20 protein-coding genes and 1 riboswitch are annotated in these 23,376 nt (G+C 71.4%); of the genes, 7 read left to right on the top strand and 13 right to left on the bottom strand.

Going from position 1 to position 23,376, the window contains the following annotated elements; translation table 11 throughout:
• Window positions 1–4: 4 nt before the first annotated feature.
• Window positions 5–655: a nitroreductase family protein gene (locus ACFVZH_RS19295; protein ID WP_384898580.1), complete on the bottom strand. Its 651-nt coding sequence runs from the start codon at window positions 653–655 to the stop codon at window positions 5–7.
• Window positions 656–729: 74 nt separating this feature from the next.
• On the opposite strand from ACFVZH_RS19295, the gene ACFVZH_RS19300 reads away from it, so the two are divergent.
• Window positions 730–1,434 (top strand): IclR family transcriptional regulator, encoded by a 705-nt coding sequence (locus tag ACFVZH_RS19300; RefSeq protein ID WP_384898581.1) that lies wholly within the window; start codon window positions 730–732, stop codon window positions 1,432–1,434.
• Here ACFVZH_RS19300 and ACFVZH_RS19305 read toward each other — a convergent pair.
• The 4 genes from ACFVZH_RS19305 to ACFVZH_RS19320 form a co-directional block, all read right to left on the bottom strand.
• On the bottom strand, window positions 1,379–1,918 hold the full coding sequence (locus tag ACFVZH_RS19305) for a hypothetical protein (protein WP_384898582.1): 540 nt from the start codon (window positions 1,916–1,918) through the stop codon (window positions 1,379–1,381). The two genes, ACFVZH_RS19300 and ACFVZH_RS19305, sit on opposite strands and share 56 nt — an antisense overlap.
• Before the next feature lie 63 nt (window positions 1,919–1,981).
• On the bottom strand, window positions 1,982–2,512 hold the full coding sequence (locus ACFVZH_RS19310; protein ID WP_384898583.1) for an HXXEE domain-containing protein: 531 nt from the start codon (window positions 2,510–2,512) through the stop codon (window positions 1,982–1,984).
• An 11-nt stretch (window positions 2,513–2,523) separates the two neighbouring features.
• On the bottom strand, window positions 2,524–3,684 hold the full coding sequence (locus ACFVZH_RS19315) for a spermidine/putrescine ABC transporter substrate-binding protein (RefSeq protein WP_384898650.1): 1,161 nt from the start codon (window positions 3,682–3,684) through the stop codon (window positions 2,524–2,526).
• A 140-nt stretch (window positions 3,685–3,824) separates the two neighbouring features.
• Window positions 3,825–5,261, bottom strand: a complete 1,437-nt coding sequence (locus tag ACFVZH_RS19320; RefSeq protein WP_384898584.1) for a gamma-aminobutyraldehyde dehydrogenase — start codon at window positions 5,259–5,261, stop codon at window positions 3,825–3,827.
• 190 nt (window positions 5,262–5,451) lie between these two features.
• On the opposite strand from ACFVZH_RS19320, the gene ACFVZH_RS19325 reads away from it, so the two are divergent.
• The 6 genes from ACFVZH_RS19325 (at window position 5,452) to ACFVZH_RS19350 (ending at window position 11,950) form a co-directional block, all read left to right on the top strand.
• Window positions 5,452–5,958, top strand: a complete 507-nt coding sequence (locus tag ACFVZH_RS19325; protein WP_033204802.1) for an Lrp/AsnC family transcriptional regulator — start codon at window positions 5,452–5,454, stop codon at window positions 5,956–5,958.
• Complete coding sequence (locus ACFVZH_RS19330) at window positions 5,943–7,322, top strand: aspartate aminotransferase family protein (RefSeq protein ID WP_384898585.1); 1,380 nt, start codon at window positions 5,943–5,945, stop codon at window positions 7,320–7,322. Before ACFVZH_RS19325 ends, ACFVZH_RS19330 begins: the two co-directional genes overlap by 16 nt.
• Before the next feature lie 202 nt (window positions 7,323–7,524).
• Window positions 7,525–8,253, top strand: coding sequence for an ABC transporter ATP-binding protein (locus tag ACFVZH_RS19335; protein WP_384898586.1), 729 nt, complete (start codon window positions 7,525–7,527; stop codon window positions 8,251–8,253).
• On the top strand, window positions 8,235–9,392 hold the full coding sequence (locus ACFVZH_RS19340) for a hypothetical protein (RefSeq protein ID WP_384898587.1): 1,158 nt from the start codon (window positions 8,235–8,237) through the stop codon (window positions 9,390–9,392). The genes ACFVZH_RS19335 and ACFVZH_RS19340 overlap by 19 nt, the downstream gene beginning before the upstream one ends.
• A gap of 102 nt (window positions 9,393–9,494) precedes the next feature.
• The gene (locus tag ACFVZH_RS19345; RefSeq protein ID WP_384898588.1) at window positions 9,495–10,634 is read left to right on the top strand and encodes an LOG family protein; all 1,140 of its coding nucleotides are present in this window, start codon (window positions 9,495–9,497) and stop codon (window positions 10,632–10,634) included.
• Window positions 10,635–10,714: 80 nt separating this feature from the next.
• Complete coding sequence (locus ACFVZH_RS19350; RefSeq protein ID WP_384898589.1) at window positions 10,715–11,950, top strand: hypothetical protein; 1,236 nt, start codon at window positions 10,715–10,717, stop codon at window positions 11,948–11,950.
• A gap of 25 nt (window positions 11,951–11,975) precedes the next feature.
• Here ACFVZH_RS19350 and ACFVZH_RS19355 read toward each other — a convergent pair whose 3' ends face one another.
• The 8 genes from ACFVZH_RS19355 to frr form a co-directional block, all read right to left on the bottom strand.
• Window positions 11,976–13,013 carry an ABC transporter ATP-binding protein gene (locus tag ACFVZH_RS19355; protein ID WP_384898590.1) on the bottom strand — a complete coding sequence of 346 codons (1,038 nt, stop codon included), beginning with the start codon at window positions 13,011–13,013 and terminating at the stop codon, window positions 11,976–11,978.
• On the bottom strand, window positions 13,013–14,626 hold the full coding sequence (locus ACFVZH_RS19360; RefSeq protein WP_384898651.1) for an ABC transporter permease: 1,614 nt from the start codon (window positions 14,624–14,626) through the stop codon (window positions 13,013–13,015). Before ACFVZH_RS19360 ends, ACFVZH_RS19355 begins: the two co-directional genes overlap by 1 nt.
• Window positions 14,627–14,700: 74 nt before the next feature.
• Window positions 14,701–15,795, bottom strand: coding sequence for a thiamine ABC transporter substrate binding subunit (locus tag ACFVZH_RS19365; RefSeq protein ID WP_384898591.1), 1,095 nt, complete (start codon window positions 15,793–15,795; stop codon window positions 14,701–14,703).
• Between the two features lie 72 nt (window positions 15,796–15,867).
• A riboswitch (TPP riboswitch) is annotated at window positions 15,868–15,978 on the bottom strand.
• A 29-nt stretch (window positions 15,979–16,007) separates the two neighbouring features.
• Window positions 16,008–17,114, bottom strand: coding sequence for a 23S rRNA (adenine(2503)-C(2))-methyltransferase RlmN (gene rlmN / locus ACFVZH_RS19370; protein ID WP_352020819.1), 1,107 nt, complete (start codon window positions 17,112–17,114; stop codon window positions 16,008–16,010).
• Window positions 17,115–17,409: 295 nt separating this feature from the next.
• Window positions 17,410–18,741 (bottom strand): VanZ family protein, encoded by a 1,332-nt coding sequence (locus ACFVZH_RS19375; protein WP_384898592.1) that lies wholly within the window; start codon window positions 18,739–18,741, stop codon window positions 17,410–17,412.
• 1,162 nt (window positions 18,742–19,903) lie between these two features.
• Complete coding sequence (locus tag ACFVZH_RS19380) at window positions 19,904–21,523, bottom strand: MFS transporter (RefSeq protein ID WP_384898593.1); 1,620 nt, start codon at window positions 21,521–21,523, stop codon at window positions 19,904–19,906.
• Window positions 21,524–21,654: 131 nt separating this feature from the next.
• Window positions 21,655–22,758: a phosphatidate cytidylyltransferase gene (locus ACFVZH_RS19385; protein ID WP_384898594.1), complete on the bottom strand. Its 1,104-nt coding sequence runs from the start codon at window positions 22,756–22,758 to the stop codon at window positions 21,655–21,657.
• Window positions 22,758–23,315: a ribosome recycling factor gene (gene frr / locus ACFVZH_RS19390; protein ID WP_026057589.1), complete on the bottom strand. Its 558-nt coding sequence runs from the start codon at window positions 23,313–23,315 to the stop codon at window positions 22,758–22,760. The genes ACFVZH_RS19385 and frr overlap by 1 nt, the downstream gene beginning before the upstream one ends.
• Window positions 23,316–23,376 lie beyond the last annotated feature (61 nt).

The following is a 23,376-nucleotide window of genomic DNA, read 5'->3' on the forward strand; positions in this document are numbered from 1 at the left end:
CCGGTCACCACCGGTCCCAGTGGAGCACCTGCTCGCGCGGGATCCGCCGGGCCGGCCGGAAGTCGGTGCCGAGCGTGTAGGCGAGGGGGATGAAGGCGGCCTGCATCACGTGCTCGTACGGGATGCCCAGGAAGCGCGCGAACTCCCTTTCCACGGGCAGGTTCCCCGTCGTCCACACCGTGCCGAGCCCACGCTCGCGGGCCGCGAGCATGAAGCTCCAGGCAGCGGGCAGGATCGAGCCCCAGGTGCCGGCCTGGTGGGTCACGGTGGCGCCCTCGGTGCGGCCCTCGACACAGGGGATGACGTACGCGGGCACCTGGTGCAGATGCCGGTGCAGATGCCCGACGCCGGAGTACACCCGGTCCATCACGCCGGGCGCGACCTCGGCCCTGCGCACGTCCCGGTCCGGCAGCGGCTGATGGGCGCCGGGCGCGGTCAGCGCGGCCCGCCACAGGTCGGCGAGGACGGCACGGCGGGCCGGGTCGGTGACGATGACGAAGTGCCAGCGCTGCCGGTTGCGGCCGGTGGGCGCCTGGACGGCGAGGTCCACGCACTCCTCCAGGAGCTCGCGGGGCACGGGCCGGGTGAGGTCGAGGCGGTGCCGGACGGCACGGGTGGTGGAGAGCAGGGCGTCGGAAGCGAGACCGAGGTTCATGTGTTGAGCCTCGTACGGGGCCGGCGCGGCCGGGAAGCCCGGGCTTCCACTGAGTGAAAGGCGCGGTCGGCGACATGGGCGAGAGCGTGGCGGGACGGCTCTTCTCGGTACTGGACGCCTTCGACGCCGCGCGGGGCGGGCCGGCGTCGCTGCGGCTCACCGACATCGCGGCGCGGACGGGGCTGCCGGCGCCGACGGCCCTGCGCATGGTCCGGGAGCTGGTGGCCTGGGGCGGTCTCGAACGGGCCGCGGACGGCACGTACCGGCTGGGGCTGCGGCTGCGTGCGCTCGGCGCGGCGGCGCCCTGCCCGCGCGGCCTGCTCGACGCGGCGCTGCCGGCGCTGGGGGTGCTGGGCGCCCGGACGGGCGGCCGCGCGGACCTGGCGGTGCTCACCGGCCCCGGGGCCGCGGGCGCGCTGTGCCTGGTGAGCGGGGAGCGGCTGCCGGGGCATGCGACGGCGTTCGGCAAGGTCCTGCTCACCGCTCCCCCGGCCGACCTCCCGCGCCTCACCCGCCACACGGTGGTCTCCGCGGCGGCGCTGTCCGCCCAGCTGGCCCGGGCCCGCGCGGAGGGCCTCGCGGTCTGCGCGGAGGAGCACCGGCTGGGCGAGCTCACGGTGGCGGCCCCGGTGCGGGGCCCGGCCGGGACGGTCGCCGCCGTCGGGGTGACGGTCCCCACCGGCGTACCCTTGGACCGGGTGACGGCGGCGGTCCGGGCGGCCGCTACGCGGGTACGGCCACCGGCTCCGGCGCCGTGGTCGCGGCCTCCAGGCGCTTGATCAGCCGGCGTACGTGCAGGAGCGGCAGGATGCCGACGACGCCGAACGACATGTCGATGACCGACCACCAGAAGGGGATGTCCCGGATCGGTCCGCAGATCAGGGCGAGCGGGATGATGCCGACGCAGGCGATCATGCCGAACTCGACGACCCAGATGTTGCGGACGGGGTCGCGGTGGACACCGTGGAAGGCGACCGCGATGACGAGGTGCGCGAAGGCCAGCCAGTCGGTGCCGTAGAGCAGGTACGGGGCCTGCCGGTCGGCGGCCGTGACGCCTTCCCGCACCCGGTGGATCCACTCGGCGAGTCCGGGGAGGAGGTCGGCCACGGGCGAGGCCCAGCCGGTCAACGCGGAGTCGAGCAGCCTGAGTTCGGTGACGAGCGGGAAGGCGGTGACCCCGCTCAGGACCAGGCAGACGACGAAGACGACCAGCCAGGCGCGGATGCGCGCGAGAAGGGCTCTCGGCCCGTTCGTTTGACTCATGGGGGCAACGTACACCCCTATTGAACGCGTTCAGAAAGGTGGGGCGGTTGATTTTGATCACGTTCAGAAACGCGCGGCGAGCCTGCGTCCCACCGCATGCGAGACCACCGTCGCCCCCGCCGCAAACGCGAGCCCCGCCACCACTCCCCCGAGCCGGACCGGCCGTAGCACTCCGGCCCGCCGCAGCCGGCCGCGCGCCCACAGCGAGAAGGGGATGACGACGAGCGGCGAGGTGACCGAGCCGGGTGTCACGTCCCGTACGGCGGCGGCCTGAGCGAGGTGGACGAGCCCGTGCAGCCCGAAGCCGGTGACCGCGCCCTGGTAGAAGGCCGACCGGCCGCCGGAGCGCGCGCCCGCCGCGGCGGCCGCGGCGACGATCACCGCCATCACCCCGACGGCCGCGGCGAATTCACGCTCGTCGACCCCTTCGGCCGCCCGCCACACCGCCTCCGGCACTTCGGGGAAGCGCTCGCGCAGCCCCGGCAGGTTCTCCCGGAGCCAGCGCGGCCCGCGCGCGAGCTCCTCGGCGTCGTGCACGGCCCAGGCGAGGAAGAGACCGTAGGCGGCGAGCGGAGGGAGGCGAGTGTCCGTCATGCCGGTGCAACTCACAGCCCGACGATCGAGTTCCACCTCTTCGCAAACTCCTGCCGCTCACCGGCCGCGATGTCCCGGGCGATGGCGAGCCGGCCGCGCATGGCCGCGTCGGGGAAGATCAGCGGGTCCTCGGCGAGGGCCACCAGCTCCTCGTCGCCGGAATCGGCGAGGACGGTCTGGGCGGCCGGCACCGGGCAGACGTAGTTGACCCAGGCGGCGAGTTCGGCGGCGACCTCGGGCTCGTAGTAGTAGTCGACGAGCTTCTCGGCGTTGGCCTTGTGCCGGGCGTGGTTGGGGATCATGAGGGACTCGGCCCAGAGTTCGGCGCCCTCCTCGGGCACGACGAACTCGATGTCCGGGTTGTCGGCCTGGAGCTGGATGACGTCGCCCGAGTACGCCTGACAGGCCAGCACGTCGCCGGTCGACAGGTCCTTGATGTAGTCGTTGCCGGTGAAACGCCGGATGTGCTTGCGCCGGACGAGCCCCTCGATCCGCTCGCACAGGGCGTGGAAGTCGTCGCCGGTCCACCGGGTCACGTCGACGCCCTCGCCCATCATCAGCAGGGCGAAGGACTCGTCGAGGCCGGAGAGCAGGGTGACCTTGCCGCTCAGGTCGTCGGCCCACAGCTCCCGGGTGGAGCGCAGTTCCCGGCCGAGCTTCCGGCGGTTGTACGCGATGCCGGTGATCCCGGACTGCCAGGGCACGCTGTGCAGCCGGCCCGGGTCGAAGGCGGGCGAGCGGAGCTGCGGGTTGATGTTCCGCGCGACGTTCGGCTGGGCGGCGCGGTCCATCTCCTGGACCCAGCCGAGGCGGACGAAGCGGGCGGCCATCCAGTCGCTGACGACGATCAGGTCGCGGCCCGTCTCCTGGCGGTTCATCAGCGCCGGGCCGATCTTGCCGAAGAACTCGTCGTTGTCGTTGATCTCCTCGGTGTACCGGACGGAGATCCCGGTGCGCTTCCGGAAGGCGTCCAGGGTCGGGCGCCTGGACGTGTCGTCGTCGGTGTCGATGTAGAGCGGCCAGTTGGCGAAGTCGACCGTCCGGTCCCGCGCGGACAGGTCACGCCCGGTGCGGTCGCCCTCCTCGACGTAGGCGGCGGGCACCCCGCAGCCGGCGAGCAGGGCCGCGGCCCCGACACCGCCGGCGCCGCGCAGCAGGGACCGGCGGGACACGTAACTGCTGACTGTCGCTCTCACCCGGACAGCATCCCGGCCGCCCGCCACCTGCGGCAATGGACGGTCCGTCGAGCGACGGCGCGCGGCCCCGACACCCTGTCGACCAGGGTGCCGGGCCGCGCGGAGCCGGGTGGTGATCAGCCCAGGGAGGTCATGACGTGCTTGATGCGCGTGTAGTCCTCGAAGCCGTAGGCCGAGAGGTCCTTGCCGTAGCCGGACTTCTTGTAGCCGCCGTGGGGCATCTCGGCGACCAGCGGGATGTGGGTGTTGATCCACACGCAGCCGAAGTCGAGCGCCTTGGACATGCGCATCGCGCGCGCGTGGTCCTTGGTCCAGACGGAGGAGGCCAGGGCGTACTCGACGCCGTTGGCGAACTCCAGGGCCTGGGCCTCGTCCGTGAAGGACTGGACGGTGATGACCGGGCCGAAGACCTCGTTCTGGACGATCTCGTCGTCCTGCTTGAGGCCGGAGACGACGGTGGGAGCGTAGAAGTAGCCCTTGTCGCCGACGCGGTGACCGCCGGCCTCGACCTTGGCGTGCGCCGGGAGGCGCTCGATGAAGCCGGTGACCTGCTTCAGCTGGTTGGCGTTGTTGAGCGGGCCGTACAGCACGTCCTCGTCGTCCGGCTGGCCGGTCTTCGTCTCGGCGGCGGCCTTGGCGAGGGCGGCGACGAACTCGTCGTGGATCGACGTGTGGACGAGGACGCGGGTGGCGGCCGTACAGTCCTGGCCGGCGTTGAAGAAGCCCGCGACCGAGATGTCCTCGACGGCCTTCGCGATGTCGGTGTCCTCGAAGACGACGACCGGGGCCTTGCCGCCCAGCTCCAGGTGGACGCGCTTGACGTCCTTGGCCGCCGACTCGGCGACCTGCATGCCGGCGCGCACGGAGCCGGTGATGGAGGCCATCGCCGGGGTCGGGTGCTCGACCATGGCCTTGCCCGTCTCGCGGTCGCCGCAGACGACGTTGAAGACGCCCTTGGGCACGATCTGCCCGATGATCTCGGCCATCAGGACGGTCGACGCGGGGGTCGTGTCCGAGGGCTTGAGGACGACGGTGTTGCCCGCGGCGAGCGCCGGGGCGAACTTCCACACGGCCATCATCATCGGGTAGTTCCACGGCGCGACCTGGGCGCAGACGCCGACCGGCTCGCGGCGGACGATGGAGGTCATGCCCTCCATGTACTCGCCGGCCGAGCGGCCCTCCAGCAGCCGGGCGGCACCGGCGAAGAAGCGGATCTGGTCCACCATCGGCGGGATCTCCTCGCTCGCGGTGATCCCGACCGGCTTGCCGGTGTTCTCGACCTCGGCGGCGATGAGCTCCTCGGCCCGCTCCTCGAACGCGTCCGCGATCTTGAGGAGCACCTTCTGGCGCTCGGAAGGCGTGCTGTCACGCCAGGCGGGGAAGGCGGCCGCGGCGGCCTCCATGGCGGCGTCGACGTCGGCCTGCCCGGAGAGCGGGGACGTGGCGTACACCTCGCCGGTGGCCGGGTTGACCACCTCGATGGTGCGGCCGTCGGTCGCGTCGCGGAACTCCCCGTTGATGTAGTTACGCAGCCGGCGCAGCTCGGTGGTCACTTGCCACCCCTCCTGTCACGTTCTGTCGTCGCACGTCCTTGTGCGGTGTCCCGATGGGCGAGACACCTCAGCCTAATCGCTCGACTGACGCTTTCAACAGCCCCGACCCCCCGCAACTTCGGATTCAGTGAGATTTGGAGCCGCTCACAACGAATTACATCGCTCCGGGGTTGCACAACGGACAATCTCGGTGCACAGTGAAGCCGTGGCCAGTCGAAGCACAGACTCCAGAACCGGAACCGGTTCGTCCCCGACGATCGACGCCGTCTCCCTGGCGATCATCGAACAGCTCCAAGAGGACGGTCGCCGCCCCTACGCGGCGATAGGCAAGGCCGTGGGCCTTTCCGAAGCCGCCGTGAGGCAGCGCGTCCAGAAGCTGCTCGACCAGGGCGTCATGCAGATCGTCGCCGTCACCGACCCGCTCACCGTGGGTTTCCGACGGCAGGCGATGGTCGGCATCAACGTCGAGGGCGACCTGGATCCGGTCGCGGAAGCGCTGACAGCCATGGCCGAATGCGAGTACGTGGTGATGACCGCGGGCTCCTTCGACCTGATGGTGGAGGTCGTCTGCGAGGACGACGACCACCTGCTGGATGTGATCAACAAGCGCATCCGCACCCTCCCCGGCGTGCGCTCCACCGAGAGCTTCGTCTACCTCAAGCTCAAGAAGCAGACCTATATGTGGGGAACCCGATAATCGTGACCCAGGACCTCTCCAAGACCGCGTACGACCACCTGTGGATGCACTTCACCCGCATGTCGTCCTACGAGAACTCGCCCGTTCCCACCATCGTGCGTGGTGAGGGCACCTACATCTTCGACGACAAGGGCAAGCGCTACCTCGACGGTCTCGCGGGTCTCTTCGTGGTCAACGCCGGACACGGCCGCGAGGAGCTGGCCGAGGTCGCGTACAAGCAGGCCAAGGAGCTCGCGTTCTTCCCGGTGTGGTCGTACGCGCACCCCAAGGCCGTCGAGCTCGCCGAGCGCCTCGCCGACTACGCCCCGGGCGACCTCAACAAGGTCTTCTTCACCACGGGTGGCGGAGAGGCCGTCGAGACGGCCTGGAAGCTCGCCAAGCAGTACTTCAAGCTGCAGGGCAAGCCCACCAAGTACAAGGTCATCTCGCGTGCCGTCGCCTACCACGGCACCCCGCAGGGCGCCCTGTCCATCACGGGTCTGCCGGCCCTCAAGGCCCCCTTCGAGCCGCTGGTCCCCGGCGCGCACAAGGTGCCGAACACCAACATCTACCGCGCCCCGATCCACGGCGACGACCCGGAGGCTTTCGGCCGCTGGGCCGCCGACCAGATCGAGCAGGAGATCCTCTTCGAGGGCGCCGACACCGTCGCGGCCGTCTTCCTGGAGCCGGTGCAGAACGCCGGCGGCTGCTTCCCGCCGCCGCCCGGCTACTTCCAGCGCGTCCGCGAGATCTGCGACCAGTACGACGTGCTGCTCGTCTCCGACGAGACGATCTGCGCCTTCGGCCGCCTCGGCACGATGTTCGCCTGTGACAAGTTCGGCTACGTGCCGGACATGATCACCTGCGCCAAGGGCATGACCTCGGGCTACTCCCCGATCGGCGCCTGCATCGTCTCGGACCGCATCGCGGAGCCGTTCTACAAGGGCGACAACACCTTCCTGCACGGCTACACCTTCGGTGGCCACCCGGTGTCCTCGGCGGTCGCGATCGCCAACCTGGACATCTTCGACAAGGAAGGGCTGAACCAGCACGTCCTCGACCAGGAGGGCAACTTCTTCAACACCCTGAAGAAGCTGCACGACCTCCCGATCGTCGGCGACGTCCGCGGCAACGGCTTCTTCTACGGCATCGAGCTCGTGAAGGACAAGGCCACCAAGGAGTCCTTCACGGACGAGGAGACCGAGCGCGTCCTCTACGGCTTCCTCTCCAAGGCGCTCTTCGAGAACGGCCTGTACTGCCGTGCCGACGACCGTGGCGACCCGGTCATCCAGCTGGCCCCGCCGCTGATCGCCGACCAGGGCACCTTCGACGAGATCGAGGGCATCCTGCGCTCGGTGCTCACCGAGGCGTGGACCAAGCTCTAAAGGTCCCCTGGCATCACGCCGCCCTCACGGCGTGACCCCGGCCCGGGCATGCCTCCATCCGAGTGGATGGAGGCGGCCCGGGCCGCGTGCTGTCCGTATGAGCGGATCCGAATCCTTACGGTGCCCAGTGACCGACAGGCCCGTCCTTCGTTCCCCCGGACGGGGGAACGCAAGAATCGGATCCGACATCGAGGTGTACGCGATGGCCCCACCGGACAACGACGTGCTCTGGGCGCGTTCCCTGCACTGCGCCCTGGGCGGCTCGGACGCACTCACCGGCGTCTCCCTCGGCGTCCGCGAAGGCGAGATCCTCGCCGTCGCCGGCCCGCGCGGCAGCGGCAAGACCACCCTCATGCGCTGCCTCTCCGGCCAGCTCGTCGCCCAGCAGGGCGAGGTCTGGTTCAACAGCAGCCCCGTCCACACCCTCAGCCGCGCCCAGCGCGAACGGCTCCGCCGCGACCGCTTCGGGTGGATCGACCCCGAACCCGGCCTCGTCCCCGAACTCACCGGCTGGGAGAACACCGCCCTGCCGCTGCTGCTCCGCGGCGTCTCGCACCGGGCCGCGAAGACCGCCGCCCTGGAATGGCTCGACCGGCTCGACATCGGCGACAGCGCACGCAAACGCCCGCACGCCCTCACCCACTCCGAGCGCCAGCGGATCGCGATCGCCCGCGCCCTCGTCACCACCCCCTCGGTGCTCTTCGCCGACGAGCCCACCGCCACCCTGCACAGCGCCGACGGCTCACAGGTCCTGCGGACCCTCACCGCCGCCGCCCGCTCGCACGGCATCACCGTGCTCCTCGCCACCCACGACGGCGAGGTCGCGGCGCTCGCCGACCGCTCGGTCGCACTCCTCGACGGACGCCGGGTCTCCCCCGTACCCCCGGCGTCAGGGGCGGAGGGCGTCGCCGCGTGCTCGCTCTCCGTCTAGCCCGCGGGACCCACCCCCTCGTCCTCACCCGGCGGCTCCTCGTCGCCGCCGCGGCCGCGGGGGTCGGCTTCCTCCTGCTCTGCACCCTCGGATACGCCGTCGGGCACCCGGCCCGCTCCTCGGCCTCGGTGCTGCGACTGCTGTGGTGCGTACTGCCGCTCGCCGCCACCGTCCAGTTCGCCGTCGCCGTCGCCCGCACCGACCCGAGCACCCGGCCGCGGCCCGGACTCTCGGCGGTCGGCCTCGGCCCCGCCCGCCTCACCGCCATCGCCGCCGCCTCCACGGCCGTCGCCTGCACGCTCGGCTCCATGGTCGCGCTCCTGTTCTACCTGCACCTGCGCGGCGACATCACCGGTCTGCCGTTCGACGGCGCGGCCGCCGACCTGCTCGCCGCCGACCAGCCGATGCCGCTCGCGGCGGCCCTCACCCTCCTCGCCGTCCTCCCGGTCGCCGCCGCCACCGCGGCCGGCCTGGCACTCCGCCCGCGCACCGCCGCCGACGCCCGGGAGGGCACGGAGGGCGCGGAGAGGCCGGTACCGTCCGGCCTGCCGTGGGGCGTCGCGCTGGTCGCGGTCGGCCTCGCGGTCGAGACGTACGCGGGGCGCGGCGGCGGGGACGGCGTCCCGATGCCCGGCCGCTTCGACGGCAGCCCGGTGGGCGTCCTCGCCGGCTGGGTCCTGACCGCCGTCGGGCTCGCCCTGGCCGGCCCCGGCCTCACCCACGGCTGCGGCCGCCTCCTCCAGGCGTTCCGGCCGGGCGCCACCCGGCTGCTCGCCGGACGCGTCCTCATGGACGAGTCCCGCCGTATCGGCCGCCCGCTCGGCGTCGTCAGCGCGGTGATCTCGGGCACCTTCGCGGCCGCCGCCGTGTACGACGCGCACACCGGCCCGGACGCCTTCGGCCCGCTCACCGGCCTCGGCGCGGCCCTCGTCCTCGCCTGCACCACGGCCACGCTCCTCACGGCGGCCCTGGAGTCCAAGCAGTGCCGCACCCACACCACCGAGGCCCTCCTGCGTCTCGGCGCCCCGCCCACCGTCCTGCGCTCGGCGGCCCTGATGCGCGCCGGCGCCCTGCTCGCCGTCTTCCTGCCCCTCACCTGGGCGGTGGCGGAACTCGCCGCCCTGCCGCTGACCGGCTGACCGGCCCGCGCGCCCCGGGCCGTCCGCCCACCGACGAAGGGCGGCCCGAGGCGTCCCCCCGTCGGTGGGCGGCCCGGGGCGGACGGCCCCTATCGTGGGCCCATGGCGACGCTCCCCCCGGCACACCGCCCGCCCGGCCCGCGCGGACACGGACACGAGATCCACACGCTCGACGAGTTCGACGCGGCACTCGCCCGGCCCGGCTCCCTCACCGGCCTGCGCGTCCAGTCGGTCGACCTGATCGACCGGACCTTCGCCCTGCTCTCCGCGACCACCACCGACGCCGTCTTCCTCGGCTGCCCGATGCTGCCGGAAGCCGCAGCCAAGGTCCGCGCCGACGGGGCGCTCGTCTTCCCGCCCGTGCCCGACCTGCCCTTCGACCCCTACCGGGCGCGGCTCTACACCCCCGGCGAGCTCTTCGAGGGACTCGCCGACGAGGGATACGAGGGGACGCCGGACGCGCGCGCGTACGCGTGGTTCGGGCGGACCAGGGCCGACGGCGACATCTTCTCCTCGATGCTCCGCTCCCTCCACGACGACGCCGTCTCCGACGCCCTCGACGAACTCCTCGACGGAGCGCGCGTCGTCGGCGTCATGGGCGGCCACGCGACCGGCCGCGGCACGGCAGGGTACGCGGGCGCCGCCCGGCTCGGCCGGACCCTCGCCCGCGCCGGTCTCACCGTCGCCACCGGCGGCGGGCCGGGCGCGATGGAGGCCGCCAACCTCGGCGCCTACCTGGCCCCGTTCCCCGACCCCGCCCTGCCCGAGGCCCTCGGCATGCTCGCCCGGGTCCCCTCCTTCGTCCCCTCGGTGACGGAGTGGGCCCGCGCCGCCTTCGCCGTACGGGACCGGCTGCCGGGCGGCGGCGCCTCCGTCGCCATCCCCACCTGGTTCTACGGCCACGAGCCGCCGAACCCCTTCGCCACCCACATCGCCAAGTACTTCGCCAACGCCCTGCGCGAGGACGGCCTCCTCGCCCGCTCCACCGCCGGCGTCGTCTTCCTCCCCGGCGCCGCCGGCACCGTCCAGGAGATCTTCGCCGACGCCACCCCCCAGTACTACGAGTCCCTGGGCGCCCCCGCCCCCATGGTCCTCGTCGACCGCGCCCACTGGACCGGGCACCTGCCCGCCTGGCCCCTCCTGGAGGCGCTCGCCGCCGACCGCCCGATGGCGGCCCGGATCGCGCTGGTGGACTCCGTGGACGAGGCCCCGGCGGCCCTGGAGCGGCTGGCGAAGACCTGACACCCGCCTCCGCCGCGCGGCGGAGGCGGACCCGCCCACGGGCGGACGTCCCCGGAGCCCTCCACCGGAAGGCTCGGGCCATGACACCGAAGACGCTCCTGGCCGCCTGGCCGTCCTGGGCCGGCCGCGCCGCACTCGCGTGGTCGCTGCTGTACGCCACCGGCGCGGCCGTCGCCGCCGTCACCGGCCCCGCGTTCGGCTACGCGCTGCTGGCCAAGGCCACCGGCACGGGCGCCGAGGCGGCCGCGGCGGCGCTGTACGGGACCGCCGCCCTCCTCGCGTACGCCCTGCTCCGCCGGCCGGACCTCCGGCGGCTGTCATCGGTGGCCTGGGCGGTCGTCGCGCTCTGTCTCACCTCGGGCTTCGCCGCCCTCCTCAGCCCCGTCCACCTGCTCTTCTTCCTCTCCCGCAACCAGCCTCCGATCGACTGGGCAGCCCTCGCCAACCAGGCCCTCGCCGTCCTCGGCGCCGTCCTGTGGGGCTGCGCCGCCCTCGCCCACCGCCGCCATGCCCTCGCCACCTGCCCCCACTGCGGCCGAACCCCGCACCCGACCACGACTCCACCGGCCCGGAACCCGGCGCTTGGGGCTGGGGTTGGGGCCGAGGGCGGGGCCGGGGCCGGGGCCGAGCTCCGGACCGTAACCGAGCCCCTGGCTGTGACCAGGACTGGGCCCGGGACCGTGACCGGGCCCGGAACCGGCACCACGCCCGCTGCCCACCCCGGCCGCGCCGCCACGCCTCGGGCCGACGGCCCCTCCGACCACGCCCCGGAACCCGGGCTCGCCCGCCGCGCCGGTCTCGTCGCCGTCGCCGCGCTCGTCCCGTACGCCGCGCTGAAGACGGCCTGGGCGCTGGGCCTCACCGCCGGTTTCACGGGCACCGGCCGCCCCGGCGTCGACCCGCGGTACACGAGCGACCTGGGCATCCGGCTGTACGACCACGGGGTCGACATCACCGCGGTCCTGGCTCTCCTGGGCATGGCGCTCGCCCTCGCGCTGACCCGCGCGTGGGGGCGTCGGCTGCCCCGGCTGCCGCTGCTGGCGCTCGGCTGGGCGGGGGCGGGCGCGCTCGCCCCGTTCGGTGTCTTCCTCGCCGCCGTCGGCGTCCTGACGTGGACGGGCACGATCAGCGTCGGCCTCGGGGACCACGCCCCCTGGGTGTTCGTCGTCGCCTACGGCGGCTTCTGCGGCTACGGCCTCGCCCTGGCCCGCGCCACCCGCGCGTACCAGCGAGCGACCCGCAGGGCCTGCGAGTGGTGCCGGGACGGTGTCCCGGCGAGCGGGCGGGGCAGTGCCCAGGTCGTGTCCGGAAAGTAGCGCCGTCTGCCCGCCGGGCCAGGCGCTACTTCCCGGACACCCCCCAGGACTCCCCGCCCAGCACCACCACGTCCTCCACGCGGAAGTCCACGCCCGCCGCGGTGCCCTCGGCGGGCGCGTCCCGCGGCGCGAACTCCGCTTCCAGGGGCGGGCCGTCGGCGGGGCGGAGCCGTACGGCGACACGGTCGCCGCGGAAGGTCCGGGACTCCACGGTCCAGAGCGGGCCCTCCGTCACGAGCCGTACGCCGCCCGGGCGGACGAGGAGCCTGCGCTCGCCCTGCGGCGAGCCGTCCGGCACCGGGATCCGGCCCCAGACGGTCTCCGCGACCGTCCCGGTGACCCGTGCGGCCACCACGTTGTCGAAGCCGAGGAAGCGGGCGACGAACTCGGTGGCGGGCCGCGACCACACGTCGAACGGGGCGCCGGACTGGGCGATCCGGCCGTCCCGCATGACCACGACCCGGTCGGCGAGGGCGAACGCCTCGCCCTGGTCGTGGGTGACGGCGAGGACCGTCGTCCCGAGCCGGCCGAAGAGGTCGCGCAGCTCGACGACGAGCCGCTCGCGCAGCCCCCGGTCGAGCTGGCCGAGCGGTTCGTCGAGCATGAGCAGCCGGGGCCGGGGCGCCAGCGCCCGGGCGAGCGCGACGCGCTGCTGCTCGCCGCCGGAGAGCGCGGCCACGGAGCGGCGTTCCGCCCCGGGAAGACCGACCAGGTCGAGCAGCTCGGCCACCCGCTCCGCCTGCTCGGCCCGGCCGGCACCCCGCATCCGGGGCCCGAAGGCGACGTTGCCGGCGACGTCGCGCTGTGGGAACAGCTGGTGGTCCTGGAACATCAGCCCGACGCCACGCCGGTGCACCGGCACCCCCGCCTGGTCGGCGCCGGCGAGCAGCACCCGGCCGGCGTCGAGCGCCTGGAGCCCGGCCACGGCCCGCAGCAGCGTGGACTTGCCGCTGCCGCTGGGGCCGAGCACGGACACGATCTCGTGCTCGGCGACCTCCAGGTCCACGGCGTCGAGCGCGGCCCGCTCGCCGAACCGTACGGTCGCCCCGTCAAGCCTCAGCATCAGAACTCCCCGGAGGTCCGGTCGGTGCGCAGCCGTTCGAGCAGCAGCAGGGACACCGCGCACACCACCATCAGAATCGTCGAGAGGGCCATGGCCTGGCCGTAATTGAGCTCGCCCGGCCGGCCGAGCAGCCGGGCCACCGCGACCGGCAGCGTCGGGCTGTCGGGCCGCGCGATGAAGACGGTCGCGCCGAACTCGCCGAGCGACACGGCGAAGGCGAACCCGGCGGCGATGAGCAGCGCCCGCCGTACCAGGGGCAGGTCGACCTCCCGCCAGGCCCGCCACGGCGACGCGCCGAGCACGGCCGCGGCCTCCCGCAGCCGCTCGTCCACCGCCCGCAGTACCGGCAGCATCGTCCGTACGACGAAGGGGACGCCGACCAGCGCCTGCGCGAGGGGGACGAGGATCCAGCTGGCCCGCAGGTCGAACGGCGGCTCGTCGAGGGTGATGAGGAAGCCGAAGCCGACGGTGACGGCCGAGACGCCGAGCGGCAGCATCAGCAGCGCGTCGAAGCCGCGGACGAGCCGTCCGGCACGGCGGGTGAGGGCCGCCGCCGCGAGTCCGCCGATCGCCACCGCGATCGCCGTGGCGGCCACCGCGTACCGCAGCGAGTTCCCGATCGCCTCCAGCGGCGGCACCAGGAACGTGCCGCTCTCGTCGAGCGAGCCCAGCGCACGGTAGTAGCCGAGCCCGTACCCGCCCGATCCGGCGAACGAGCGCTCCACCAGGACGCCCAGCGGCAGCAGGATCAGCAGCGCCACGGAGAGCAGCACCGCGGCGAGCAGCGTCCACTGCCCCGCCCCGCGCGGCCGGCGCGCGGTCCGCTCCGGCGGGACGAGCCGCAGGGCGGTCTCCCGCCGCCGTACGGTCCAGGCGTGCACGCCGAGGATCGCGCCGACCGCCACGAACTGGACGAGCGTCAGCACGGCGGCCGTCCGCAGGTCGAGCAGCCGGGCGGTCTGCCGGTAGATCTCCGCCTCCAGGGTGGAGTACGCGTCCCCGCCGAGGATCTGCACGACACCGAACGAGGTGAAGGTGAAGAGGAACACCATGAGCGCGGCGGCCGACACCGCCGGCACCAGCGCGGGCATCGTCACCGTCCGCCAGGCCGTCCAGCGCGAGGCGCCGAGGACCCGGGCGGCCTCCTCCTGGCGGGGGTCGAGCTGGGACCAGAGGCCGCCGACGGTACGCACGACGACCGCGTAGTTGAAGAAGACGTGGGCGAGGAGGATGGCCCACACACTGGTGTCGAGCCGCAGCCCCCACAGCTCGTCCGTGAGCCCGCCACGGCCGACGACCGCCAGGAACGCCGTGCCGACGAGGACGGTCGGCAGCACGAACGGCACGGTGACGACGGCCCGCAGGACGTTCTTGCCGGGGAAGTCGAAGCGGGCGAACACGTACGCCCCGGGGAGCGCCACGAGCAGCGTCAGCGCGGTCGAGGCGAGCGCCTGCCACGTGGTGAAGCCGAGCACGTCGAGGATGTCCGGCCGGCTCAGCGTCGAGCCGATCGGGCCGAAGCTCCAGGTGCCGTCCGGCCGCAGCCCGCGCTCCACGATCGAGGCGACGGGCCACGCGAAGAAGATCCCGAAGAACGCGACGGGCAGGGCCATCAGTCCCAGCCGCGCCGCGCTCCCCTTGAGGCCGCGCCGTGCCGTGACGGCACGATCCGCTTCGATGCCGCGCCTTACTTCAGGACGAGCGACGACCACTGCTGGATCCACGCGTCGCGCTTCTCGGCGATCTTCTCGGGCACCATGGTCTCCGGCTTCTCGACCACCACGCCGTGCTTCGTGAACAGCTCGGGCAGCGCCGCGTCCTTCGCCACCGGGTTCACGAACATCTGCAGCGGCATGTCCTCCTGGAACTTCCGGGAGATCAGGAAGTCGATGAGCGCCTTGCCGCCCTCGGGGTTCTTCGCCCCGTTCAGCAGGCCCGCGAACTCGGTCTGCCGGAAGCAGGTGCCGGTGGAGACCCCGGTGGGCGCCACCTTCGGCTGCGGCTCGCCGTACAGCACCTCGACCGGCGGGCTGGAGGCGTACGACACGACCAGCGGCCGGTCGCCCTTGGCCTGCTTGCCGCCGGCCGAGCCGGAGAACTCCTGGTTGTAGGCGAGCTCCCAGCTGTCGACGGTCTTCACGCCGTTGGCCCTGAGCTTCTTCCAGTAGTCCTGCCAGCCGTCGTCGCCGTACTTCGCGGCGGTGCCGAGGAGGAAGCCGAGGCCCGGGGAGGACCGCTCGGGGTTCTCCACGACCAGCAGGTCCTTGTACGCCGGCTTCGCCAGGTCGTCGAAGGTGACCGGCGGCGCCAGCTTCCTGTCGGCGAAGTACTTCTTGTCGTAGTTGACGCAGATGTCACCGGAGTCGATCGGCGTGACCCGGTGCTCCTTGTCGAGCTGGTACGCGGCCGGGACCCGGTCCAGGCCCTTCGCCTCGTAGGGGACGAAGATCCCGTTGTCGAGGGCACGGGACAGCAGGGTGTTGTCGACGCCGAAGAAGACGTCACCCTGCGGGGAGCCCTTGGTCAGGATCTCCTTGTTGACGGCCTCGCCGGCGTCGCCGCTCTTCAGCACCTTGACGGTGAACCCGGTCTGCTGGGTGAACGCCGCCAGCACCTCCTTGGAGGCGTTGAACGAGTCGTGGCTCACCAGGGTCACGGTCTTGGGCGCGGGCCCGCCGGTCTTGCCGGCCGCGTCCCGGACGTCGTCGGTGCCGCACGCGGCCAGGCTGGTGACGCCGAGCGCCGCGAGGAGCGCTGCGGCGGCGGCCTTCTTGATGCTCACTGGATTTTCCTCCTGGGTGTGACCAGGAAGAGACGCGGCCCCGCCCACCCGAAGGTGGGCAGGGCGCAACAGCTTGAGTTACGACCGAACTTCCTACCCAGAATGACCTGGGCGAGGTTCAGAGGGTCTGCGGTCCTACGGTGACCGCACTCTCAGCGCTGTGGCGCTCCCCTGTCGGAATATGGAGATGTGTTCGACCTCAGACTACAAGGTCAGCGTTCGGCGGCCGCGAGCTGTCCACAGGCACCGTCGATCTCCTGACCGCGGGTGTCCCGCACGGTCACCGGCACCCCGTGGCGCGCGATGGCCTCCACGAACGCCTTCTCGTCCTCCGGACGCGACGCCGTCCACTTCGAACCCGGCGTCGGGTTCAGCGGGATCAGGTTGACGTGCACCCGCTTGCCCTTGAGCAGCCGGCCGAGCAGGTCACCCCGCCACGCCTGGTCGTTGATGTCCCGGATCAGGGCGTACTCGATGGAGATCCGGCGCCCGGACTTCTCCGCGTACTCCCAGGCCGCGTCGAGGACCTCCCGCACCTTCCAGCGCGTGTTGACCGGCACCAGGGTGTCGCGCAGCTCGTCGTCCGGCGCGTGCAGCGAGACCGCGAGCCGGCACTTGAAGCCCTCGTCGGCGAAGCGCAGCATCGCGGGCACGAGACCGACGGTCGAGACGGTGATGCCGCGCTGCGACAGACCGAGGCCGTCCGGCTCCGGGTCCGTCAGCCGTCGGATCGAACCGACCACGCGCTTGTAGTTGGCGAGCGGCTCGCCCATGCCCATGAACACGATGTTGGAGAGCCGCGCCGGTCCCCCGGGCACCTCCCCGTCCCGCAGGGCCCGCATCCCGTCCACGATCTGGTGCACGATCTCGGCGGTCGACAGGTTCCGGTCGAGCCCCGCCTGCCCGGTCGCGCAGAACGGGCAGTTCATCCCGCAGCCGGCCTGCGAGGAGATGCACATGGTCACCCGGTCCGGGTAGCGCATGAGCACCGACTCCACGAGCGTGCCGTCGTGCAGCCGCCACAGGGTCTTGCGGGTCGTGTCGTCGTCGCACGAGATGTGCCGCACCACCGACATCAGATCGGGCAGCAGCTCCCCCGCCAGCTTCTCCCTCGAAGCGGCCGGAATGTCCGTCCACTCCGCGGGATCGTGCGCGTACCGCGCGAAGTAGTGCGTGGACAGCTGCTTCGCACGGAACGGCTTCTCGCCGATCGCGGCGACTGCCTCCTTCCGCTCGGCAGGCGTGAGGTCGGCCAGGTGCCGCGGCGGCTTCTTGGCTCCGCGGGGGGCGACGAAAGTGAGTTCTCCGGGCTTGGGCATGGTGCTACCAGTGTCGCAGACACTTCCCAGTTCCCAGGGCTTCCGGCACCCGCCCCCGGTCGCCCCGGGCCGCCCGGGGCCGGCCTCGGACGCTCCCGGACGGCCCCGGAACGGGCCCCCTTCCACGGAACGTGAGAGGGCGCACACACCCGAGCGACGACCGCGTCACCAACGGCCCCACCACGACACCCACGCGCGCGATCAAGCTCACCGCCCGATCGCGTCGGACGCTCTCCGCAGCCACCCGATCCGCCGGCCAACCCCGCACCCAAAGCCTTCCGAATTACGGTCCCCTCTATTCGACTGCTTCGATCACCCGCCCGGACACGGCATCCACTGAACCCGAGATCAGCTGCGTTCCCTGAACTTCCACCAGCCACGTCGGGATCCATTTCCCATCGCGCTCTTCTGCCAGCAGCTCTGCCGACGCGTTGGGCTTTTGCGGGATGCCCTTACCAGTCGCTCCGGACTGTGTCACAAGGGCGGAGACGGCTTGATCCTTGGTGATGCGAGGAACCGGGAGCGCTGGGTCGGCGATGTTAAGCGCGATCAGCTGGGTGACCCTCCCGGAACGATCCACCTGTACATCCAGGCGCATGGGCATGAGAACTCCGTCGGCATTGCGGCGGCGCCAGCTTGTCATCCAACCGAGTTCAGCTTTTTCGCCCACAGCTACGCTGCTCGGCACCGAGCCCTCAAGGCCCCAAGGCGCACTTGTCTCAGCGTAGGATCGGGCAGTCTTTGCGGCCTCCTGGATACTCGAAGGAGACCCGCTCCTGCCGGGTACGAAATAGCCGCTGGGATCACCGGTGTTCGACATGTCAAGGTATGCAGTGAACTTGCGCCTATCAGGCCAGCTGAGCTCTACAGATCCACCCCCGACCAGCTGAGCCATGACGGTCCCCATATCCTCGGGGCCCCTTGCGAACTGCACTTGACTGATTTCGTAGTGATCGCCAAAGAATTTTCGGATTTCGACCTCGACGGCAGTCTCTTGCTCCGAGCTGGCGCGACCGATGCCGACCGTGTAAGAGACGACTTCCGGGGTGATGAAAAGGAACCATGTCCCAGCGAGCGCCAGGGACGTGCCGAGGGCAGCGATCCTGTTGCCGGCAACCAGCGGGCGTCTGAGCACTACTGCCGGCGGCCTGTCAAAGGAGGAAACTGCCCATCCGCAGAGCGCACCAGCGACGACCCCGAGGGTGTTCATGAGGAGATCACTGGTGTCGCACCCACGGCCGAGGAAGGTGAGGACCGCTTGCAGGGTTTCAATGGATACGGTGAGAAGCACTCCGCCGATCAGCGTGCCCAGCACGTGCCTTGTGGCCAAGACGCCAAGGAGGCCAATGGGCATGAAAAGGCATGCATTCAGTAGTCCCTGATCCGTCGTGAACGGTTCGACCAGGTCGCGGTTGACAACACAGGTACGAGCCTGCTGGTCGGGAGATCCAGTCGTCCAGAGAGTCAGGCTCACTACGGCAGTCACCGCGGCGGCGAATAGCCCACGCAGGACGGGTTTCTCTGAACTTGCAGGAGCAGTTCGGTATCCCAGAACTCCGATCACGGCAGAAGTCAGAGTGACCAAGAACACGAACATTCCATGCCCGTTGAAGACGGCGTACAGCAACTGATCACTCTCTACGTAGCCACAGGAAGTTACTCCTCGGTCATCCCCCGCCGCTCAGACGCAGGAGGTCGCCCGGAACGGAAGGGGCTTCGAGGGTTTCAGCAGGGGTCGGCGGCGGGGGTCTGGTACGTGGCACCGCCACTGGTGTTGAGGAGCCCGTTGGTCGGGTAGCAGCCGGACGCTACCCGACCACTGGTTGCTGTACTGAGCTCCGGCAGACATGCTCTTCCAGCCGGCCCAGGTGTTGGCGCCGCGCCGGAGATAGCCCAGTCTCGCGGTGATGGCGCTACCCCCGGACTTGTAATACTGAACGTCGATGTAACTTCCCGTACTGGTTTCTCCGATCCAGAGCACGCCATTGCTGAGGGTGGTGCATTTCGTGCCAGCCGTAATGTTGCCGGAACTCGGGCAGGAGAGTGCCTGAGTCGAGACATCCCCTGCGCTAGCCATGGACGCTCCACCAACCGCAGGTATCAGCGCCAGCGCGGCGATGACGGCAATTCCGGAAGCTGAAATACGCGTTTACCCTCCATAAAGGAAAATGACCACTACGTACAGGAACTGAGTGATCATGCAGGGATCCGAGCTCAGGGTCAAGCCCGCTTCGCACAGTCTGCCAACTCGAATGGGGCCGATACCCACTCGTTCCCGATAAACCATCATGACTGTTCTTCAGAGTCGACTCCATGAACCTTGCTATGGCTCGTTTTCGACTGCACGGTGTCGGCGTGAAGGGCGCGTTCGGCGGCCCAGGACCGCTGCTGGGCGATCGACATCAGCCACAAGAACCCCATTAGCGGTGGTCGCCAGGGATTCGGCCTTACGGCACCCGAGCTCGTTGGCCGCAGCTGGCTGCCTGACGGACAGGCCCTCACGGTGACAGGAGGCGCCAGCCAAGAAGGCACCTGCGAGGACGACACAGCCATGCGCGAAGCTGCCAGAGCCGAGGCGAACGGGTCGTCTGGCGGGCTACACCCGGATCGCTCGACGGCATGCCGGCGAGCCGTGAGCGGACTCGGAGCGCCGTGGACGGGCTCTTTCTGCCCGCGTCTCGGAACCCTCACGGCCCCGAGACGGCCCCGTGAGCTGAACAGGGCCCCGGTCCGCACTGAACGTGCAGGTCAGGGCCCTATCTCGCCAGGCGCATGGCGGGGAGGGGTGGTCAGGGGGATGGGGGGCCCGGTGGGGTGGCGGGGATGCGGGAGGTGAAGAAGAGGGCGAGGACGGAGGCGGCGGCGAGGATGGCGAGGGCGGCGCGGATGCCGTCGAGGCGGGCTTCGGCGTTGGCTTCGAGGGCGGCGTCGGTCACCTCCGGGGCGACTCCGGCCTGGTCGAGGGCCTCGGTGAGCTGGTCGTCCGAGAGGAAGGGGACGCCGCTCTGGAGTTCCACGACCGCCCGTTCCTTCACCTCGGCCGGGATCGCCGGGTTCTGCTGGACGCTCGCGAGGAAGGAGGAGGTCAGGGCGGCGATCATGAGTGAGCCGGCGAGGGCGGTGCCGATGGAGGCGCCGAGGTTGGTGACGGAGTTCTGGATGCCGCCGACCTCCGCGCTCTGGCGGTCCGGGACGGCGGACACGGTGACGGCGCCGAGCTGGGAGGCGAGTGCGCCCATGCCGAAGCCGACGAGCAGCAGCGGCACGGTGACGACCCCCGCCCCGGCGTCGGCGTCGAGCGCGGCCATCAGCACGATCGCGCCGGCGAGCAGGGCGAAGACCCCGATCCGCACCACCCGGCGCGGGGAGGCAGCGGGGAACAACCGGGGGATCAGCAGGGCGGCGGCCAGCAGGGTCACCGACAGCGGCAGGATCCGGACGCCGGTGCCGAGCGCGGACAGCCCGAGCGCGACCGACAGGTAGAGCGGGACGACGAAGAAGACGCCCATCTGGACGAGGTACTGGAAGAAGAACATGGTCAGGCCGCCGGTCAGCTGGCGGTTGCGCAGCATGTCCGGGTGGATGAGCGGCTCCCGGTGGCGTGCGACGAGCCGGGACTCCCAGCGCAGGAAGCACCAGATCAGCAGCAGGCCCGCCAGCATCAGCCACACGCACAGCGACACCCCGAGCCAGGCGGGCGCGTCGGCCTTGGGCCGTACCCAGCCCCACTCGCCCGAGCGCAGCACGCCGTACACGAAGACCCCGAGTCCGGCCGCGGAGAGCAGCGCGCCCAGGAGGTCGATGCGGGGGCGTTCCTCGCTGACGGCGTCGGCGATGCGGCGGGCGAACACGAGGATCACCAGCACCACCAGGACCTCGCCGGCGAAGACCCAGCGCCAGGAGAAGTACGTCGTGGCGATGCCGCCGATGAGGGGCCCGACCGCGATCGCGACGGCGCCCGCCGCCGCGACGACGCCGTACGCCATCGGGCGTCGCTCGGTGGGGAAGTTTCCGGCCACGAGGGCCACGATCGCGGGCATGATGAGCGCCGCCCCGACGCCTTCGAGGAACGACCAGCCGAAGAGCAGCAGGGGGAGGTTCGGCGCGAGGGCCGTGGTGAGCGAGCCGGCGCCGTAGACGCAGCAGCCGATCATGAAGGCCCGCTTGCGGCCGATCAGTGTCCCGACCTTGCCCCCGGGGATCATGAGCATCGCCATCACCAGGGTGTACGCGGTGATGGCGCCCTGGATGCCGGTGATCGTGGTGCCCACGTCCTCGGCCACGGTCGCGATGGACACGTTCATGACGGAGCTGTCGAGCGCCATGAGGAACTGGCCCGCCGCGAGGGTCAGCAGGACCGAGAGGGACCCGGAGGGCCGCTCGGTCGGGCTCACCGTGGGTGCTGTCATGCCCGACATCCTTCCCGCGCCGGGCCTCCGGGCCGCCGACCCGCCTCCGGCTTCCCCCACATGGCGGACACCGGAACGCCGACGGGCCCGCTGCCACGAAGGCAGCGGGCCCGTCTCACGGAACGTTCGGTTCAGCTCGTCCCGACGAACAGGGCCAGCAGCAGCCACACCACCGGCGCCGTCGGGAGCAGCGAGTCGAGGCGGTCCATGATGCCGCCGTGCCCCGGCAGCAGCGTTCCCATGTCCTTGATGCCCAGGTCACGCTTGATCATGGACTCGCCGAGGTCGCCGAGCGTCGCGCTCGCCGCCACCGCCAGACCGAGGATCAGGCCCTGCCACCAGGCACCCTCGTCGATCATGAACTCCATGCACAGCGCGCCCGCCGCCATCGCGAACGCCACCGCGCCGACCAGACCCTCGCGGGTCTTGCCGGGACTGATCCGCGGGGCCAGCTTGTGCTTGCCGAAGCGCCAGCCGACCGCGTACGCGCCGGTGTCGCTGACCACGGTCAGGATCAGGAAGGTCAGCACCCGCTGCGGGCCGTCGTCGGCGGTCAGCAGCAGCGCCACGAACGTCGCCAGGAACGGCACGTAGAACGCGGCGAAGACGCCCGCCGTGACGTCCTTCAGGTAGCCCTCGGGGGGCTCCGTCATCCGCCACACCAGCACCGCGAGCGCCGTCAGCGCCATCGCCACCCAGGCGCCCTCGGCACCGCGGACGTAGCCGGCGACGACCATCGCCGCACCGCCGACCGCGAGCGGCACCAGCGGAGCCTTGATCCCCTTGCGCTCCTGGAGGCGGGAGGTGAGCTCCCACAGCCCGACGACCACGGCGACCGCTATGACGCCGATGAACGCCGGCGCCCAGATGTACAGCGAGGCGATGATGACGGCCCCGAGGCCGACCCCGACCCCTATGGCCGCGCCCAGATTGCGCCCCGCGCTCTTCTTCTGCCGTGGCGCCGTCGGCGCGGGCGGCGGAGGCGGGGTGGGGCTGGGCATGGGCTCCTGCGGGTGCTCGTGCGGCGTTTCGTCACGGAACAGGGGACCGCTCGGGTGAGCGGCCCCCCGACCGTGACCGTCCTGGAATCCGCCGGCGGGAACGTCGGGCACGATGGGCATGGGCCGAGTCTGCGCCGACGGCTGCCGATCGTATGCGGGACCCGCCGGGGCAGGCCCCTGGTCGGGTCCCCCACGGCCGGAACCGGCCGGGGCCCCCCAGGAAGAGTCGTTCATCAGACCTCGAGCAGCTCGGCTTCCTTGTGCTTGAGCAGCTCGTCCACCTGCGCGACGTACTTCGCGGTGGTGTCGTCGAGCTCCTTCTCGGCGCGGCGGCCTTCGTCCTCGCCGACCTCGCCGTCCTTGACGAGCTTGTCGATGGTCTCCTTGGCCTTGCGGCGCACCGAGCGGATCGAGATCTTCGAGTCCTCGGCCTTGCCCTTGGCGACCTTGATGTACTCCCGGCGGCGCTCCTCCGTCAGCTCGGGGAACACCACCCGGATGATGTTGCCGTCGTTGCTCGGGTTGACACCGAGGTCCGAGTCCCGGATCGCCTGCTCGATGTTGCGCAGCGCGCTCTTGTCGAACGGGGTCACCACGGCCATCCGCGGCTCCGGGACGGAGAAGGACGCCAGCTGGTTGATGGGGGTGATGGCGCCGTAGTAGTCGGCCACGATCTTGTTGAACATCGCCGGGTGCGCACGGCCGGTGCGGATCGCGGCGAAGTCCTCCTTGGCGACCACGACGGCCTTCTCCATCTTCTCCTCGGCCTCGAGGAGGGTCTCTTCGATCACCACATGCTCCTGCGTGTCGTCGCGTTGTGTCCTGCACGGTGTACGACCGGCAGGGCTCTGT

It is taken from the genome of Streptomyces sp. NPDC059534 (assembly GCF_042743475.1).
Lineage (GTDB): Bacteria > Actinomycetota > Actinomycetes > Streptomycetales > Streptomycetaceae > Streptomyces.